Annotated in this window: 13 protein-coding genes; 9 read left to right on the top strand and 4 right to left on the bottom strand. The window is 43.7% G+C overall.

What is annotated here, in order from left to right:
- Positions 1–52 precede the first annotated feature (52 nt).
- The 7 genes from INE92_RS03630 (at position 53) to INE92_RS03660 (ending at position 9,061) form a co-directional block, all read left to right on the top strand.
- On the top strand, positions 53–1,699 hold the full coding sequence (locus tag INE92_RS03630) for a diphosphate--fructose-6-phosphate 1-phosphotransferase (RefSeq protein ID WP_049703049.1): 1,647 nt from the start codon (positions 53–55) through the stop codon (positions 1,697–1,699).
- Between the two features lie 168 nt (positions 1,700–1,867).
- Positions 1,868–2,761 carry a glycoside hydrolase family 25 protein gene (locus tag INE92_RS03635; RefSeq protein WP_004325606.1) on the top strand — a complete coding sequence of 298 codons (894 nt, stop codon included), beginning with the start codon at positions 1,868–1,870 and terminating at the stop codon, positions 2,759–2,761.
- A gap of 76 nt (positions 2,762–2,837) precedes the next feature.
- Complete coding sequence (gene lpdA, locus INE92_RS03640; protein WP_074909001.1) at positions 2,838–4,181, top strand: dihydrolipoyl dehydrogenase; 1,344 nt, start codon at positions 2,838–2,840, stop codon at positions 4,179–4,181.
- A gap of 19 nt (positions 4,182–4,200) precedes the next feature.
- Positions 4,201–4,923 (top strand): lipoate--protein ligase family protein, encoded by a 723-nt coding sequence (locus INE92_RS03645; RefSeq protein ID WP_008643989.1) that lies wholly within the window; start codon positions 4,201–4,203, stop codon positions 4,921–4,923.
- Between the two features lie 108 nt (positions 4,924–5,031).
- Positions 5,032–6,468 (top strand): dihydrolipoamide acetyltransferase family protein, encoded by a 1,437-nt coding sequence (locus INE92_RS03650; RefSeq protein ID WP_074706062.1) that lies wholly within the window; start codon positions 5,032–5,034, stop codon positions 6,466–6,468.
- Positions 6,469–6,505: 37 nt separating this feature from the next.
- Positions 6,506–8,542, top strand: coding sequence for an alpha-ketoacid dehydrogenase subunit alpha/beta (locus INE92_RS03655; protein WP_004314968.1), 2,037 nt, complete (start codon positions 6,506–6,508; stop codon positions 8,540–8,542).
- A 12-nt stretch (positions 8,543–8,554) separates the two neighbouring features.
- Entirely contained in the window at positions 8,555–9,061 is a 507-nt protein-coding gene (locus INE92_RS03660) for a flavodoxin (RefSeq protein WP_004314967.1), read from the top strand.
- Between the two features lie 226 nt (positions 9,062–9,287).
- Here INE92_RS03660 and prmA read toward each other — a convergent pair whose 3' ends face one another.
- The gene (gene prmA, locus INE92_RS03665) at positions 9,288–10,136 is read right to left on the bottom strand and encodes a 50S ribosomal protein L11 methyltransferase (RefSeq protein WP_004314966.1); all 849 of its coding nucleotides are present in this window, start codon (positions 10,134–10,136) and stop codon (positions 9,288–9,290) included.
- Positions 10,137–10,361: 225 nt separating this feature from the next.
- Between prmA and INE92_RS03670 the strand changes: the two genes are divergently transcribed.
- Together INE92_RS03670 and INE92_RS03675 are read left to right on the top strand one after the other, a co-directional pair.
- Entirely contained in the window at positions 10,362–11,696 is a 1,335-nt protein-coding gene (locus INE92_RS03670) for a hypothetical protein (protein ID WP_004314964.1), read from the top strand.
- A gap of 25 nt (positions 11,697–11,721) precedes the next feature.
- On the top strand, positions 11,722–13,317 hold the full coding sequence (locus tag INE92_RS03675) for a hypothetical protein (protein WP_004314963.1): 1,596 nt from the start codon (positions 11,722–11,724) through the stop codon (positions 13,315–13,317).
- Between the two features lie 119 nt (positions 13,318–13,436).
- On the opposite strand, the gene INE92_RS03680 is transcribed toward INE92_RS03675, so the two are convergent.
- The 3 genes from INE92_RS03680 to INE92_RS03690 all read right to left on the bottom strand — a co-directional run bounded on the left by INE92_RS03680 (position 13,437) and on the right by INE92_RS03690 (position 15,898).
- Positions 13,437–14,246 carry a fimbrillin family protein gene (locus INE92_RS03680; protein WP_049703045.1) on the bottom strand — a complete coding sequence of 270 codons (810 nt, stop codon included), beginning with the start codon at positions 14,244–14,246 and terminating at the stop codon, positions 13,437–13,439.
- A gap of 39 nt (positions 14,247–14,285) precedes the next feature.
- The gene (locus INE92_RS03685; protein WP_004314961.1) at positions 14,286–14,756 is read right to left on the bottom strand and encodes a nucleoside deaminase; all 471 of its coding nucleotides are present in this window, start codon (positions 14,754–14,756) and stop codon (positions 14,286–14,288) included.
- Between the two features lie 155 nt (positions 14,757–14,911).
- Positions 14,912–15,898, bottom strand: a complete 987-nt coding sequence (locus tag INE92_RS03690) for a Gfo/Idh/MocA family protein (RefSeq protein ID WP_151923064.1) — start codon at positions 15,896–15,898, stop codon at positions 14,912–14,914.
- Between the last annotated feature and the right edge of the window lie 316 nt (positions 15,899–16,214).

The following is a 16,214-nucleotide window of genomic DNA, read 5'->3' on the forward strand; positions in this document are numbered from 1 at the left end:
TTCAAGTTTGACAAGAAACTTACTAACACCTTTAAATAAAAAATTAAAGAAAATGACTAAAAGTGCATTGCAAATCGCAAGGGCTGCTTATCAGCCCAAACTTCCGAAAGCATTGGCATCAGGAGCTGTTAAGGCCGTAGCAGGTGCTGCTACTCAATCTGTAGCCGATCAGGAAGCTATCAAAGCATTATTCCCGAACACGTATGGAATGCCGTTGATTACATTCGAAGCTGGTGAAGCTGTTGCTCTTCCCGCTATGAACGTAGGTGTAATTCTTTCCGGTGGTCAGGCTCCGGGCGGACACAATGTAATCTCCGGTTTGTTCGACGGTATCAAGAAATTGAACCCGGAAAACAAATTATATGGTTTTATCCTGGGTCCTGGTGGTCTGGTAGATCACAACTATATGGAACTGACTGCTGATATTATCGACGAATACCGTAACACAGGTGGTTTTGATATCATCGGTTCCGGACGTACGAAACTGGAAGCAGAAAGCCAGTTCGAAAAGGGATATGAAATCATCAAAGAACTTGGCATCAAAGCATTGGTTATCATTGGTGGTGACGACTCTAACACAAACGCTTGTGTATTAGCTGAATACTATGCTGCTAAGAAGTATGGTGTACAGGTAATCGGTTGCCCGAAAACAATCGACGGTGACTTGAAGAACGATATGATTGAAACTTCTTTCGGTTTCGATACAGCATGTAAGACTTATGCAGAAGTAATCGGTAACATCCAACGTGACTGTAACTCTGCACGTAAATACTGGCACTTCATCAAATTGATGGGTCGTTCGGCTTCTCACATCGCACTGGAATGTGCTTTGCAGGTACAGCCTAACGTATGTATCGTTTCTGAAGAAGTAGAAGCTAAAGATATGTCTTTGGACGATGTAGTGACTTACATCGCTAAAGTGGTAGCTGACCGTGCCGCACAGGGAAACAACTTCGGTACTGTATTGATTCCGGAAGGATTGGTAGAATTCATTCCTGCCATGAAACGCCTGATTGCTGAATTGAACGACTTCCTGGCTGCTAATGCTGAAGAATTCGGTCAGATTAAGAAATCTCACCAACGTGATTATATCATCCGCAAACTTTCTCCGGAAAACTCTGCTATCTACGCAAGTCTGCCGGAAGGTGTTGCCCGTCAGTTGACTTTGGATCGTGACCCGCACGGAAACGTTCAGGTATCACTGATCGAAACAGAAAAGCTGTTGTCTGAAATGGTAGCTACTAAGTTGGCTGCATGGAAAGAAGAAGGCAAGTATGTTGGTAAATTTGCTGCTCAACACCACTTCTTCGGTTATGAAGGACGTTGTGCTGCTCCGTCAAACTTTGACGCTGACTATTGCTACTCTCTGGGTTACACAGCTTCTATGTTGATTGCTAACGGCAAGACTGGTTATATGTCTTCTGTACGCAATACAACTGCTCCTGCTGCTGAATGGATTGCTGGTGGTGTGCCTATCACTATGATGATGAACATGGAACGTCGCCACGGTGAAATGAAACCGGTTATCCAGAAAGCATTGGTGAAACTGGATGGTGCTCCTTTCAAGGCATTTGCTGCGCAACGTGATCGTTGGGCTATCGAAACGGATTATGTATATCCGGGTCCGATCCAGTACTTCGGTCCTACAGAAGTTTGCGACCAGGCAACTAAGACTTTGCAGCTGGAACAAGCTAAATAAATACACTTCAGAGCAGTTGTTGATGTAACAGTTGCAATAACAGCTGCAATGAAAGATTCTTTCAGGCACGGATTACACGGAATACACGGTTTATAAGAAATAACTAAAAAACCGTGTTAATTCGCGTAATCCGTGCCTATCTCTAAAAACATTGATCGTTTAAAGTAAATGCCGCAACGCAACAACCCGATGTCTGCCGTACAGAAGAAAAGAACTGTTTCCACTACCAAGAAAAAGGGAACGACCTCTTCTTCCAAAACTTCCCGTACCTCAAAAAAGGAACAGATGAAGCATCGAACTGTGATGCCTGTCTGGATTCGTAACATTTTGGCAGTGGTGATTATCGGTTGTTTTTCCGTTGTATTCTACTATTTCTTTATCCGTCCTTATGCTTATCGATGGAAACCTTGTCATGGTTTAAAGGAATACGGAGTTTGTATCCCTGACGGATATGATATTCATGGTATTGACATTTCTCATTATCAGGGAAAGATTGATTGGAAAAGACTGTTGCAGAATAAAGAGACGGCTACTCCTTTGCATTTCGTTTTTATGAAAGCTACAGAAGGAGGAGACCATAACGATACTACCTTTGAGGCGAACTTCGCCAATGCCCGTAACCATGGATTTATCCGTGGTGCTTATCATTTTTATATTCCTGGTACGGATGCTTTGAAACAGGCGGACTTCTTTATTCGTACGGTGAAACTGGACACGGGTGATTTACCTCCCGTACTTGATGTGGAAGTGACCGGGCGGAAGGAAAAAAAGGAATTGCAGCAAGGCATTAAACGCTGGCTGGACCGGGTGGAATCTCATTATGGAGTGAAACCTATTCTTTATACTTCTTATAAATTTAAAACCCGTTATCTGGACGATTCTATCTTCAATACATACCCTTACTGGATTGCCCATTATTATGTTGACTCTGTAAAATATCAGGGGAAATGGGACTTTTGGCAACATACTGATGTGGGAAGTGTTCCCGGCATCAAAGAAGACGTAGACCTGAACGTGTTCAATGGCTCGTTAGAGGAACTTAAAAAGCTGACAATTAAGTAACAGGTATTTCTTTTCCCAACAACTTATCTCTTCTCTCATTTGTTATAATCGTATTATTACTAAAAAAGATACGATTATGAACTTTGATATAGCTATTATTGGTGGTGGTCCTGCCGGGTACACAGCTGCCGAACGGGCAGGGGCCAACGGATTAAAAGCCGTTCTTTTTGAGAAAAAGGCAATGGGGGGAGTATGTCTCAATGAGGGGTGTATTCCTACTAAAACTTTGTTATATTCTGCTAAAATACTGGATAGCATCAAAAGTGCTTCCAAATATGGCGTTTCTGCCGAATCTCCTTCGTTCGATTTATCCAAGATTATGAGCCGCAAAGACAAAACAGTGAAAATGTTGACGGGTGGCGTGAAGATGACTGTGAATTCTTACGGAGTGACGATCGTGGAGAAAGAAGCTTTTATAGAAGGAGAGAAAGAGGGGATGATTCGCATCACTTGTGATGGAGAAACCTATTCTGTGAAATACTTGCTGGTATGTACCGGCTCCGATACAGTGATTCCTCCCATACCGGGATTGTCGGGAGTCAGTTATTGGACTTCCAAGGAGGCGTTGGAGATAAAAGAACTTCCCAAGACGCTGGTTATTATTGGCGGTGGAGTGATCGGGATGGAATTTGCTTCTTTCTTTAACAGCATGGGAGTAAAGGTGCATGTGGTAGAAATGATGCCGGAGATTTTGGGAGCGATGGATAAGGAAACGAGCGGTATGCTTCGCGCTGAATATGCCAAACGGGGAGTCACTTTCTATTTGAATACGAAAGTAGTGGAAGTGAACGCTCATGGAGTCGTGATAGAAAAAGAAGGCAAAGTTTCCACTATTGAAGCGGAGAAAATCTTGCTTAGTGTAGGCCGTAAGGCAAATTTATCCAGAGTGGGGCTGGACAAGCTGAATATAGAATTGCATCGGAATGGGGTCAAAGTAGATGAACATCTGTTGACTTCGCATCCCTGCGTATATGCTTGTGGGGATATTACAGGTTATTCTTTATTGGCACATACCGCTATTCGTGAAGCGGAAGTCGCTATCAATCATATCTTGGGAGTGGAAGACCGGATGAATTACGATTGTGTTCCGGGAGTTGTTTATACCAATCCCGAAGTGGCAGGAGTGGGAAAGACAGAAGAAGAATTGATAAAATCAGGACTTTCTTATCGTGTGTCCAAATTACCGATGGCTTATTCCGGCCGGTTTGTAGCCGAGAATGAACAGGGAAACGGCCTTTGTAAGTTGATTCAGGATGAAGAAGGGAAGATCATCGGTTGCCACATATTGGGAAATCCGGCGTCAGAACTTATTGTGATCGCAGGTATTGCTATTCAGAGAGGCTATACGGCGGAAGAATTTCAGAAGACTGTATTTCCGCATCCTACGGTCGGAGAGATTTATCACGAGATTATGTTTTAACTCTTATTCTGTCTGACCTATGATTCGATGTATCTATAGTCCGTTTACTGATATTTATTTTCACTTGGCTGCGGAAGAATATCTGTTGAAGCAGGGAAATGAAGACATTTTCATGCTTTGGCAGGACACTCCTTCTGTGGTAATAGGGAAGCATCAGCGGTTACGGTCGGAAGTCGATCAGGAATGGGCGGAACGGGAGCAGGTACATATTGCCCGTCGTTTTTCCGGTGGGGGAGCAGTGTACCATGATTTGGGCAATGTCAATCTGACTTTTATAGAAACGACTCCCCGCTTGCCGGAGTTTGTCACGTATTTGCAGCGGACGTTGGATTTCCTGAACTCTATGGGACTGATGGCAACAGGAGGCGAACGATTGGGGATTTATCTGAATGGATTGAAAATATCAGGAAGTGCGCAATGCCTGTACAAGGATCGGGTATTGTATCATTGCACGCTATTGTATGATACGGACCTTACAGCGTTGCATCAAGCATTGAATCCGGAACCGATGGACGATGATGAAACGTTATCGTCTGTATACGCTGTTCCTTCCGTTCGGAGTGAGGTAACCAATATTCGCTGGCATTTGTCGGTGGGGACTGTCACTGATTTCAAAGAAAAGGCTTTTCAGTATTTCAGTAAGTCGCAATCTGTCAGTGCTTTCACTAAGGAGGAGATAGAAGCTGTCAATCAGCTCCGGGAAGAGAAATATATTCAGAAAGAGTGGATATATAGCCGTTGATGCTTGGTTGTACCGATTGGCCTCCGGTTAAAATTTACTTAACTTAAAACTTTCTATTTCAGCCCATTGTTGTAATATATCTAAGGTTGAATAATAAAATTATTGTCTATGTCAAAATTCGAAATAAAAATGCCCAAGTTGGGCGAGAGTATAACCGAAGGGACCATTGTCTCTTGGTCTGTAAAGGTGGGTGACATGATTCAGGAAGACGATGTGCTTTTTGAAGTGAATACTGCTAAAGTAAGTGCGGAAATCCCTTCTCCCGTAGCGGGAAAAGTGGTGGAGATTTTATATAAGGAAGGTGACACGGTTGCTGTAGGAACAGTTGTCGCCATTATTGATTTGGATGGCGAAGAAGCATCCGGTACAGAGCCGGCAAGCGAAGGTACTGCAAATGAAGGAGCCGATGCTGGCCAGGTTGCTGCTGATGTTTCCGGAACATCACAATCAGCAGCAGACATTGCTAAGAATCAATCAGTGAATACTGCATCAACCCCCGTTGATACATCCAAACCCGTTGCTGTTGAGGAAGAACGTTGGTATTCTCCTGTTGTGATTCAGTTGGCGCGGGAGGCTAAGATTCCGAAAGAAGAGTTGGATGCTATACAAGGTACGGGTTATGAAGGGCGGTTGAGTAAGAAAGATATAAAAGACTATATTGAAAAGAAGAAAAGAGGAGATATGGCTGAACAGAAGCCAGCCTCTGCCGTTGCTGCTCCGGCTGCAAACAAACCGTCGGTGGTTGTTGCTCCCGAACTGATAACTCCGAAAACGTCTCCGGTTGCATCTGCCCCTGCTGCACAGTCGGCTGCTACTTCATCCAAATCGCCTGCTCCTGTTGCCATGCCTGGAGTTGAAGTGAAAGAGATGGATCGTGTCCGCCGGATTATTGCCGATCACATGGTTATGTCTAAGAAAGTATCTCCTCATGTAACCAATGTGGTAGAAGTAGACGTCACCAAACTGGTGCGTTGGCGCGAAAAGAATAAAGATGCTTTCTTCCGTCGCGAAGGAGTGAAGTTGACTTATATGCCTGTGATAACCGAGGCCGTAGCGAAAGCATTGGCAGCCTATCCTCAAGTGAATGTGTCAGTAGACGGATATAACATCCTCTTTAAGAAACATATCAATGTAGGTATTGCCGTCTCTCTGAATGATGGAAATCTGATTGTGCCTGTGGTGCATGACGCCGATCGTTTGAATCTGAACGGTCTGGCAGTTGCCATTGACTCTTTAGCCCTGAAAGCAAGGGATAATAAATTAATGCCGGAAGATATTGATGGCGGTACATTTACCATTACCAATTTCGGAACGTTCAAGAGCCTGTTCGGTACACCGATAATTAATCAGCCGCAGGTTGCTATTTTGGGAGTAGGATATATTGAAAAGAAACCTGCTGTGATAGAAACACCGGAAGGCGATACGATTGCCATCCGCCATAAAATGTATCTGTCTTTGTCTTACGACCATCGGGTAGTAGACGGAATGTTGGGAGGTAACTTCCTCCACTTTATAGCCGACTACCTCGAAAACTGGCAAGGCTGATAACTGATTGTTTCACTCATTAAGAACTTCATTCACTATGAAAAAGAAATATGATATAAAAACGACAGATGTAGAAACCCTGAAAAAGTGGTATCATCTGATGACATTGGGGCGTGCTTTGGATGAAAAAGCACCGTCATACCTGCTGCAATCTTTGGGTTGGTCTTATCATGCTCCTTACGCGGGGCATGATGGTATTCAGCTTGCCATCGGTCAGGTATTCACTTTGGGCGAAGACTTCCTGTTTCCTTACTACCGCGATATGCTGACTGTACTTTCTGCCGGAATGACTCCAGAAGAAATCATCCTGAATGGTATCTCGAAAGCGACAGACCCGGGCAGCGGCGGACGTCACATGTCGAACCATTTCGCCAAACCGGAATGGCACATCGAAAACATTTCTTCTGCAACGGGTACACACGACCTTCATGCGGCAGGTGTGGCGCGGGCAATGGTATATTATGGACATAAAGGAGTCGCCATCACTTCCCATGGAGAATCTGCCACTTCTGAAGGATTTGTATATGAGGCTATCAATGGCGCCAGCCTTGAACGTCTTCCTGTTATTTTTGTGATACAGGACAACGGATATGGTATCTCTGTCCCTAAATCGGAACAGACAGCCAACCGCAAAGTTGCCGAGAACTTCTCCGGCTTCAAGAATCTGAAAATCATCTATTGCAATGGAAAAGATGTGTTCGACTCGATGAATGCCATGACCGAAGCCCACGAATATGCAAGGGAAACCCGTAATCCGGTGATTGTGCAGGCCAACTGTGTTCGTATCGGTTCCCATTCCAACTCGGATAAACATACCCTGTACCGGGATGAGAACGAACTGGAATACGTAAAAGATGCCGATCCGCTGATGAAATTCCGCCGGATGTTGTTGCGTTACAAACGCCTGACAGAAGAAGAGTTGCAACAGATCGAAGCTGACGCAAAGAAAGAACTGTCGGCTGCCAACCGAAAAGCGTTGGCTGCTCCCGATCCTGATCCTAAGAGCATCTACGATTTTGTGATGCCCGAACCTTATCAACCCCAGAAGTACAAAGAAGGTACTCATGAAGCAGAGGGCGAAAAGACCTTCCTGGTAAATGCCATTAACGAGACATTGAAAGCCGAATTCCGCTACAATCCCGATACGTTTATCTGGGGACAGGACGTAGCAAACAGAGAGAAAGGCGGTGTGTTTAATGTCACCAAAGGGATGCAGCAGGAATTCGGCGAAGCCCGTGTGTTCAGTGCGCCGATTGCCGAAGATTATATTGTAGGCACTGCCAATGGAATGAGCCGCTTTGATCCTAAAATCCATGTCGTGATAGAGGGAGCGGAGTTTGCTGATTACTTCTGGCCTGCCGTAGAACAATATGTAGAATGTACGCATGAGTATTGGCGCAGCAATGGTAAGTTTGCCCCGAATATAACGCTGCGGTTGGCTTCCGGAGGTTATATCGGTGGAGGGCTGTATCACTCTCAAAATATAGAAGGAGCTTTGACTACATTGCCGGGAGCACGAATTGTCTGCCCTTCTTTTGCAGATGATGCAGCCGGATTGTTACGTACTAGTATGCGCTCTAAGGGATTTACTTTGTTTCTCGAACCGAAAGCATTGTATAATTCGGTAGAAGCCGCCACTGTGGTGCCGGAAGACTTTGAAGTACCTTTCGGAAAAGCACGTATCCGCCGTGAGGGTACGGATTTGAGTATTATCACATACGGAAATACGACCCATTTCTGTCTGCATGTCGCCGAACGATTGGAGAAAGAGGGTGGTTGGAAAGTAGAAGTGATCGATATTCGTTCTCTGATTCCGCTGGATAAAGAGGCAATATTTGAATCGGTCAAGAAGACCAGCAAAGCATTGGTTGTACATGAAGATAAAGTATTCTCCGGTTTTGGTGCGGAGCTTGCAGCAATGATTGGTGAGGAAATGTTCCGTTATCTCGACGGACCGGTGCAGCGTGTCGGTTCTACGTTTACTCCCGTCGGTTTCAATCCGATACTGGAAAAAGAAATTTTGCCGGACGAAGCTAAGATATACGAAGCTGCACGGAAATTATTGGAATATTAAAAGAGAAGAATTATGAAAAAGATAGGTTTGTTTTATGCTACCAAAGCCGAAAGAACGAGTTGGGTGGCAGAGAAAATACAGAAAGAGTTTGGTGAAGACAAGATAGAAGTAGTGCCTATCGAGCAGGCCTGGCAGAATGATTTTGCAGCTTATGACTGCTTCATTGTGGGTGCTTCCACCTGGTTTGACGGAGAACTTCCTACTTATTGGGACGAACTGTTGCCGGAACTCCGGACAATGAAATTGAAAGGTAAGAAGGTTGCTATCTTCGGTTTGGGAGATCAGATACGTTATCCGGAAAATTTTGCAGATGGAATTGGTCTGCTGGCAGAAGTCTTTGAAGGGGATGAGGCTACCTTGGTCGGTTTTACTTCTTCCGAAGGTTACACTTTCGAACGTTCCAAGGCTTTACGTGGCGAGCAGTGGTGCGGGTTGGTTGTCGATTTGGATAATCAGTCCGAACAGGCGGAAAAGAAAATCAAAGCATGGTGCCAACAGGTCAAAAAAGAGTTCGCGTAACGACTTTATTTCTCTTTATAAGATAGTGACGCTATCCGATGCAAATAGTGACGGTATATGCTATGGATAGCGTCACTATCCCACGCGTATACCGTCACTATTTTTTTTCTGCATTAATCTGGAGTCTTACGCTTGTTTATAGCGTATATCGACTGCGATTTTTGCTTGCTTTCTTATATCTTTTAATGATAAGGGAGCTTTCTCTTTTAAAGATATTTGTTGGCTCTTATCCTTTATAAATAAATTTCACTTCTGCCCAACGATTCTTCTCTTTATAATGAACGAAAGTCAGTCCGTTCTTCTCCGCTTCTTCGCGGATGGCGGCAATGTCGTCTATATAAAATCCACTCATATAGAGTTCGGAATTCGTATGCATACAGGCAACATATTGCTTCATATCATTCAGTAATATATTCCGGTTGATGTTGGCGATGATAACGTCGAAAGGTCCTTTTCCTACAAGCGACGAGGCATCTCCTTGTGATACGGCAATATCGTCTACGTGGTTCAACTCGATGTTTTCGATGGAGTTTCGTACGCACCATTCATCAATGTCGATGGCCGTACAGGGACGTGCGCCCCGCATACGTGCGAGGATGGCAAGAATCGAAGTTCCGCAGCCCATATCGAGCAGGGATTTATCTTTCAGTTCGCTGTCCAATAATTCTTCAATGATGAGGCTGGTAGTTTCGTGGTGTCCTGTTCCGAAGGCCATTTGAGGATTGATGACGATGTCATATTCCGCTTTGGGGACATCTTGGTGGAAAGTGCTGTGGATCACACATCGGTTTCCGATAATGATGGGTTGGAAGAAATTCTTTTCCCATTCCTCGTTCCAGTCCTTGTCTTCCGCTTCGGTATATGTATAAGTAATATCCGTATCGGGTAGGGGGAACTCGTTGATGGCAATCTTGATGGCGTTTTCATCACACAATGTCTGTTGGATATATGCGGTCAGTCCGCCTTCACACTCAACAAAACTTTCAAATCCGACTTCACCCAATATGGCAGCCAGTACGTCATTGACGGTTTCGGTACAAGGCTGGGTGCGGAATGTGAACTCAAAATACTTCATAGTTGTTTTTAATGCTGGTGAATAATGTGCAAAGATACAGCAATCCGGGTATAGAAAGTCAAGTTTGCCTGAACTTTATGCCGGTGAGCGTTGTATCTTCTACAAAGATAGTTAGAAATAGGGATTTCCCTATTATCCTTTGGGGAAAATCTCCCCCGGACGAAAAATCTCTTCCTTATCTTTGTAACGTGAATAAGTTTAAGTAATTACATAAACCGAGATGATATGAAAAAGATTGTTTATTTCTTGCTATTTGCCTTGTGCCTTCCGATAGGTATCTTTGCACAAAGCGTTGATGACGACCTTTACTTCGTACCTTCCAAAGACAAACAGGAGAAGAAAGAAACTCCAGTTAAGAAGGAACCGAAGAAACAGGTGACGACTAACATCTATACTTCACCGGGTACTACAGTGGTTGTTCAGGACCGTAAGGGAAGAACACGGGATGTGGATGAATATAACCGCCGTTACGATGCACGTGAAAATGAATTCGTAATGGATAATGATACCTTATATATAAAAGAAAAATCTAATCCGGATTTGGACGGAGAATGGGTGACGGGCGAATTCAATGGTACAACAGACGACTATGAATACGCTGAACGTATCATCCGTTTCCGCAATCCGCGTTTTGCTATCAGTATCAGCAGCCCGTTGTACTGGGATGTAGTTTACGGTCCGAACTCATGGGATTGGAACGTATATACCGATGGTATGTATGCTTATGCATTCCCGACGTTCAGTAACCCGCTTTGGTGGGATTGGCGTTATGGCTCTTACGGCTGGGGATGGAACTATGGCTGGGGATGGAATCGTCCTTATTACTCTTGGGGATATTACCCCGGTTATTGGGGAGGCGGCTACTGGGGTGGCTGGTATGGCGGCGGATATTGGGGACATCATCACCACTGGCACGGTGGTCCTAGCTGGGGCTGGGGCGGAGGTGGAAGACCTTATTATGCCGGACGTAGTGTGATTAATGGTAATAATCGTTCCTATTATTCTGGTTCGAGAAATTATAATTCTACTTCTTACAGAAGAGGTGTCGGTTCATCAACTACCAGACCAGCTAATTCTTCTGTTGGACAAAGTGTTCGCCGTTCAGGTAGTACAGGTACAAATAGTAGAGTTGTAGGTACTCGCGATTATACTCGTAGCGGTAGCAATAGCTCTGTTCGTTCAGGAAGTTCATACTCTCGTAGAAATACAGAAACGTATACACGTCCAAGCAGTACACGTACTTCTGGTACTAGTACACGCAATTCTGGTTCCTCTTATAATAGAAGTAATAGTTCGACACGAAGTTCCGGAACAAATAGTAGCCGTAGCAGTAGTAGCTATTCACGTGGAAGTTCCACTTCTCCATCAAGAAGTTATACGCCTGACAGATCATCATCCCGCTCTTCTAATTCAGGTAGTTATTCAAGAAGTAGTGGAAGTAGCTATTCATCAGGTAGTAGCGGTAGTTATTCTCGTAGTTCTGGCAGCAGTGGCAGTTCTTCACGTAGTAGCGGCGGTGGTGGTTCTTCACGTAGTTCTGGTGGTAGCTATAGAAGATAGTTTATAATTTCAAAAGAGATTGATTATGAAAAGTAATAGAATATTAGCGATTTGTATTCTTTTGATAAGTGTAGGATTTCTAAATGCTCAAACAACTATCTATGATGCAAATCGATGGATGGGAAGTGATTTAAATGGAACTGCCCGCTTTGTAGGTATGGGCGGTGCCATGGGAGCTTTAGGCGGAGATATAACCACTATAGGAACTAATCCTGCCGGTATCGGAATTTATCGTAGCAATGATGTTATGGTTTCATTTGGCTTTGATAATACAGGAGTGAAAGCGAATGGGGCAAGTCTTGATAAGTTTCATGGCTCATTTGATAATGCCGGATTTGTATTCTCTACAAAAATAGGAAATACAACTGCTTTGAGATTTGCCAACTTTGGTTTCAATTATCGCAAAATGAAGTCCTTCAATAGAAGTATGCTGGTGAGTGGAGTATTCAATACTTCTCAAACAGTTCAGATGGCTAATATGGTGAACTTTGATTCATACAGAGACTTTGATCCGTTCACAGAAGCTGCTTTGAGGAGCGATGATGCTTTTCAGAATCCTGAATTGCCTTGGTTGGGTATTATGGGATATAATGCACATTTAGTGAATCCTGTTTATGGGAAAGTAGATCCAGAGAATCCAGATGCAGTTCCTCCTTTTGAGGGATATGAACCCTATTTTCAGGCAGGAGATGCTGTGAGCCAGTCTTATCGTTCGAAAGAAAGTGGAGGTATCCATTCTTTTGATTTGAATGGTGCGCTGAATTTTTATGATCGTTTTTATGTTGGAGCAACATTAGGACTTTATAGTGTAAACTATGACAGGACTAGTGAATATAATGAAGACTTTACTGATAAGGACGGAAATGGTCATGGAGGATATACGTTGGGAAATGACTTTTGGGTAGATGGTAGTGGAGTTGATTTTAAACTAGGTTTTATTCTTCGTCCTTTTGAGTCATCCTCATTCCGTATTGGTGCTGCTGTACATACTCCGACTTTCTTTAGTTTGAAGGAACGGAATACTGCTTATATTAATTTTGATTTGAATGAGACTACACGTGGCATTACCAAACCTTATGATGCCCGTGGAAATGATACTGAAGGAGAATATGAATATAAGTTAATTACTCCGTGGAAGTTTAATGCAAGTATGGGATATACCATCGGTTCTTCTGTAGCATTGGGAGTTGAGTATGAATATTCAGACCGTACTTCAGCTAAAATGAAAGATCCGGACGGATATGAATTAGGTCAGACAGAAGACATTAAAGCAATGATGAAAGCAGTTCATACACTTCGTGTTGGAGCTGAATTTAAGTTAGCACCGGAATTTGCATTCCGTTTAGGATATAATCATATTACTGCTCCTTTGAAATCAGATGCTTTTAAGTATCTTCCTGTAAATTCAATGCGTACTGATACGGAATTTTCTAATCCGGGTGCTACTAATAATTATACATTGGGTTGTGGCTATCGTGGTGAAAGTTTCTATGTAGACATGGCATATATGTATAATACTTATAAAGAAACATTCTATGCTTTTGATAGTTTAGATTTACCTGGAACGAAAGTGACGAACAACAACCATAAAGTGGTTCTTACTTTAGGTATGCGTTTCTAACCTAAAAAAGACAGTTTTCAATTTCAATAATAACTTTTGTGTGTAAAAAATCCCTGGAATGCTGAGTGTCTACAGCGGTTCCGGGGATTTTTATTAGTATCACTTTTTATTCTTTAGTCTTATCTGAATAGTGGAGTTCGTTCGTCAATGATTCCGCGTCTTGCGTACATTTTTACCGCAACAGGAGTTCCGGCTTCTATGGTAATGTCCTCCTCTGCGATGATAGGTTCTTCTTTACCGTCCTCCAGGATAACCGTTCCTATTTTCTCGCCGGCTTTGATGAGCTGTGGAATCAAGTTAGTCAAGATACCTTCAGATACTTTCCGGATATCAATGTATTCCGGTTTTGCATTGGGGTCAGCTTCGATTTTACCGCTGAACAGGTCTTGCACACCTTTGTTCTTCAAGAACAGTTTAACGATTGCTCTACCTTCGTACGGCTGGTTGTTCTCGTCGAGCAGAACGACGGGCGTTGTCATTCTCTTGAATGCAAGAGCAACGCTCTTAGAACCTTTGTTGGCTTGGGCTGTACCGAACAAATATTCTAAGCCACCCTTGATTTCACGATAGCGGCTGCTCAATGATCTGGTAGTAGCAGCTTCGTCGGTCAATTCAGGATAATGAGCATAGAAAGTAACCGTTTCCGAATCGGTGCCTGCTTCGTTCCAGGTTTGGCTATCCATGCCTATGGCAAACGGATGATAATCCTGCTCGGCAACGGACATGGAGATAACATCCCCGGCAGCGAAATTGCTTTTTAACGGAAGTGTCAGACTACTGCTGTTACGGGTAAGAGCATTGTTGATACTTTGGTCAATAGAAGTAGAAAAGTCGATCACTCCATTACTGGGGTCTTGCAGTTCTTCTTGCTGTTGACAACTGAACAGGCATACTGATGCCATAACAAATAAAAGGCTTTTTCTTTTCATTTGAGGGTAATTAATAGGTTAATAATAGTGAGAGGTTTTCTAATATTCTACTCTGTCTTCTTTGGCCACCCAGGCTTTGAAGGCAGTAAGGGCTTCATTATGTAGTAGGATTTCGGAAGGCAGCTTTCTGTCTTCAGGTTTCAGTTGCAGTTCGTCATAGATAAAAGAGTCGTCGAAGCCGATGTTTTTGGCATCGGTCTTGTTGTTTCCATAGTACATCTTATCCAGGCGTGCCCAATAAATAGCACCCAGGCACATGGGGCAAGGTTCGCAGGAAGTATAGATTTCGTATCCGCTAAGATCAAATGTTCCGAGTTTGGCAGCTGCGGCACGTATGGCGCTTACCTCGGCGTGAGCCGTAGGATCACAAGATGCAGTGACACGATTAACTCCTGTTGCAACTATTTCTCCGTCTTTCGTGGCAATCACAGCACCGAAAGGACCTCCACCATTTTCAACATTTTCTTTTGAAAGCTCGATCGCTTTTCTCATTAAAGCTTCTTTAGTCATGGCACAAAAAATATATTGTTAGTTTCATTTTTTCTTTGCTTCTTTCTACAAAGATAGAAAAAACTAACAATATACAATGGAATGTCCCTATTAATTTTTTAACAATACCGGCAGAATCCGGAAAAAGAAGGAACTTTTTTTTGCTTTTTTTAGGGTTATAGCTTACCTAAGATCTTGTCCATTACCCAGTTAGTCAACGTTGCGCTTTCGCCGTCGCAAGAGCAAACCGACTTACCCAATAAGTGGTCTACTACTGCTTGGATAAGAGGCTGTTGCACGTGTTCCGGGTTGCCGATACAGATTTCTTCCCGTCCTTTCTCGGTATGCAGTCCGATAGGTTCGTAAGTAAAGACAGAGAAGCAAATCATTCCTTTGTCGCCGATAATCTCTATGCGGTCTTCGCGGGCAGAATCATGGGCTACGAAGCACCAGGAACCACTACCCACCAGTCCGTTGTCAAATTGGAAACAGGCGCTTAATGTATCTTCGGCAGGATAAAGCCCGCCGCGATTACTCTTGTAACCGCTTGCTTCGAGGATGCAACCGAACATATCCTGCAACAAATCAATCTGATGCGGAGCAAGGTCGTAGAAGTAGCCGCCTCCGGCAATATCAGCCTGCACACGCCAGGGAAGATTATCACGATTGTAATCCAGATCGCGTGGCGGCTGGGCAAAACGAATCTGTACATTGATAACGTTGCCGATCGTTCCGTTCTCTACTAATTCCTTTACTTTCTGGAAATAGGGAAGATAACGTCGGTAGTATGCTACGAAACAGGGAACCCCCGTTTCATTGGATATGCGGTTGATTCGGGTACATTCTTCATACGTCACCGCCATTGGCTTCTCAATATAGGCCGGTTTACCCGCTTTCATGGACATAATGGCATACGTAGCGTGTGAAGAAGGAGGAGTGGCGATATAGATAGCGTTTACTTCCGGATCATCTATCAGCTCCTGTGCATCGTCATACCATTTCTTGATTCCTCTCTCTTTGGCATACGCTTTCGCTTTCGCGCCGTCACGACTCATCACGGCTACGACTTCCGAATGTTCTACTTTCTGGAAAGCGGGACCGCTTTTCGTCTTGGTTACTTCTCCGCAACCAATGAAGCCCCATTTGATAATCTTTTCACTCATAATATAATATACCTATTGTGTCTGTTCTAACAAACCCCAAAGATAAAGCTATTTTTTGTCAAGAGCAACTTTATTGATTATTAACTTAGCAGGGACAGTTAGAAAACAGACATTGTGTTTTGTTTCAACAGAAGCTCTATTTTATCGGAACAAAGGCTCTGTTTCAGGCAAACAGAACGTCTGTTTGAGGCGGATATATACTTCATTTCGGTAAGAAGCAAGGTGAACACTGCTGATCCTCCGGCTGAAGAACCATAACCACCGGGCAAAGCGCAAGGAAAAGCTGGGGCGGGGAGAGGTTTTTCCCGGCTGGATA

It is taken from the genome of Bacteroides xylanisolvens, from assembly GCF_018289135.1.
Taxonomy (GTDB): domain Bacteria; phylum Bacteroidota; class Bacteroidia; order Bacteroidales; family Bacteroidaceae; genus Bacteroides; species Bacteroides xylanisolvens.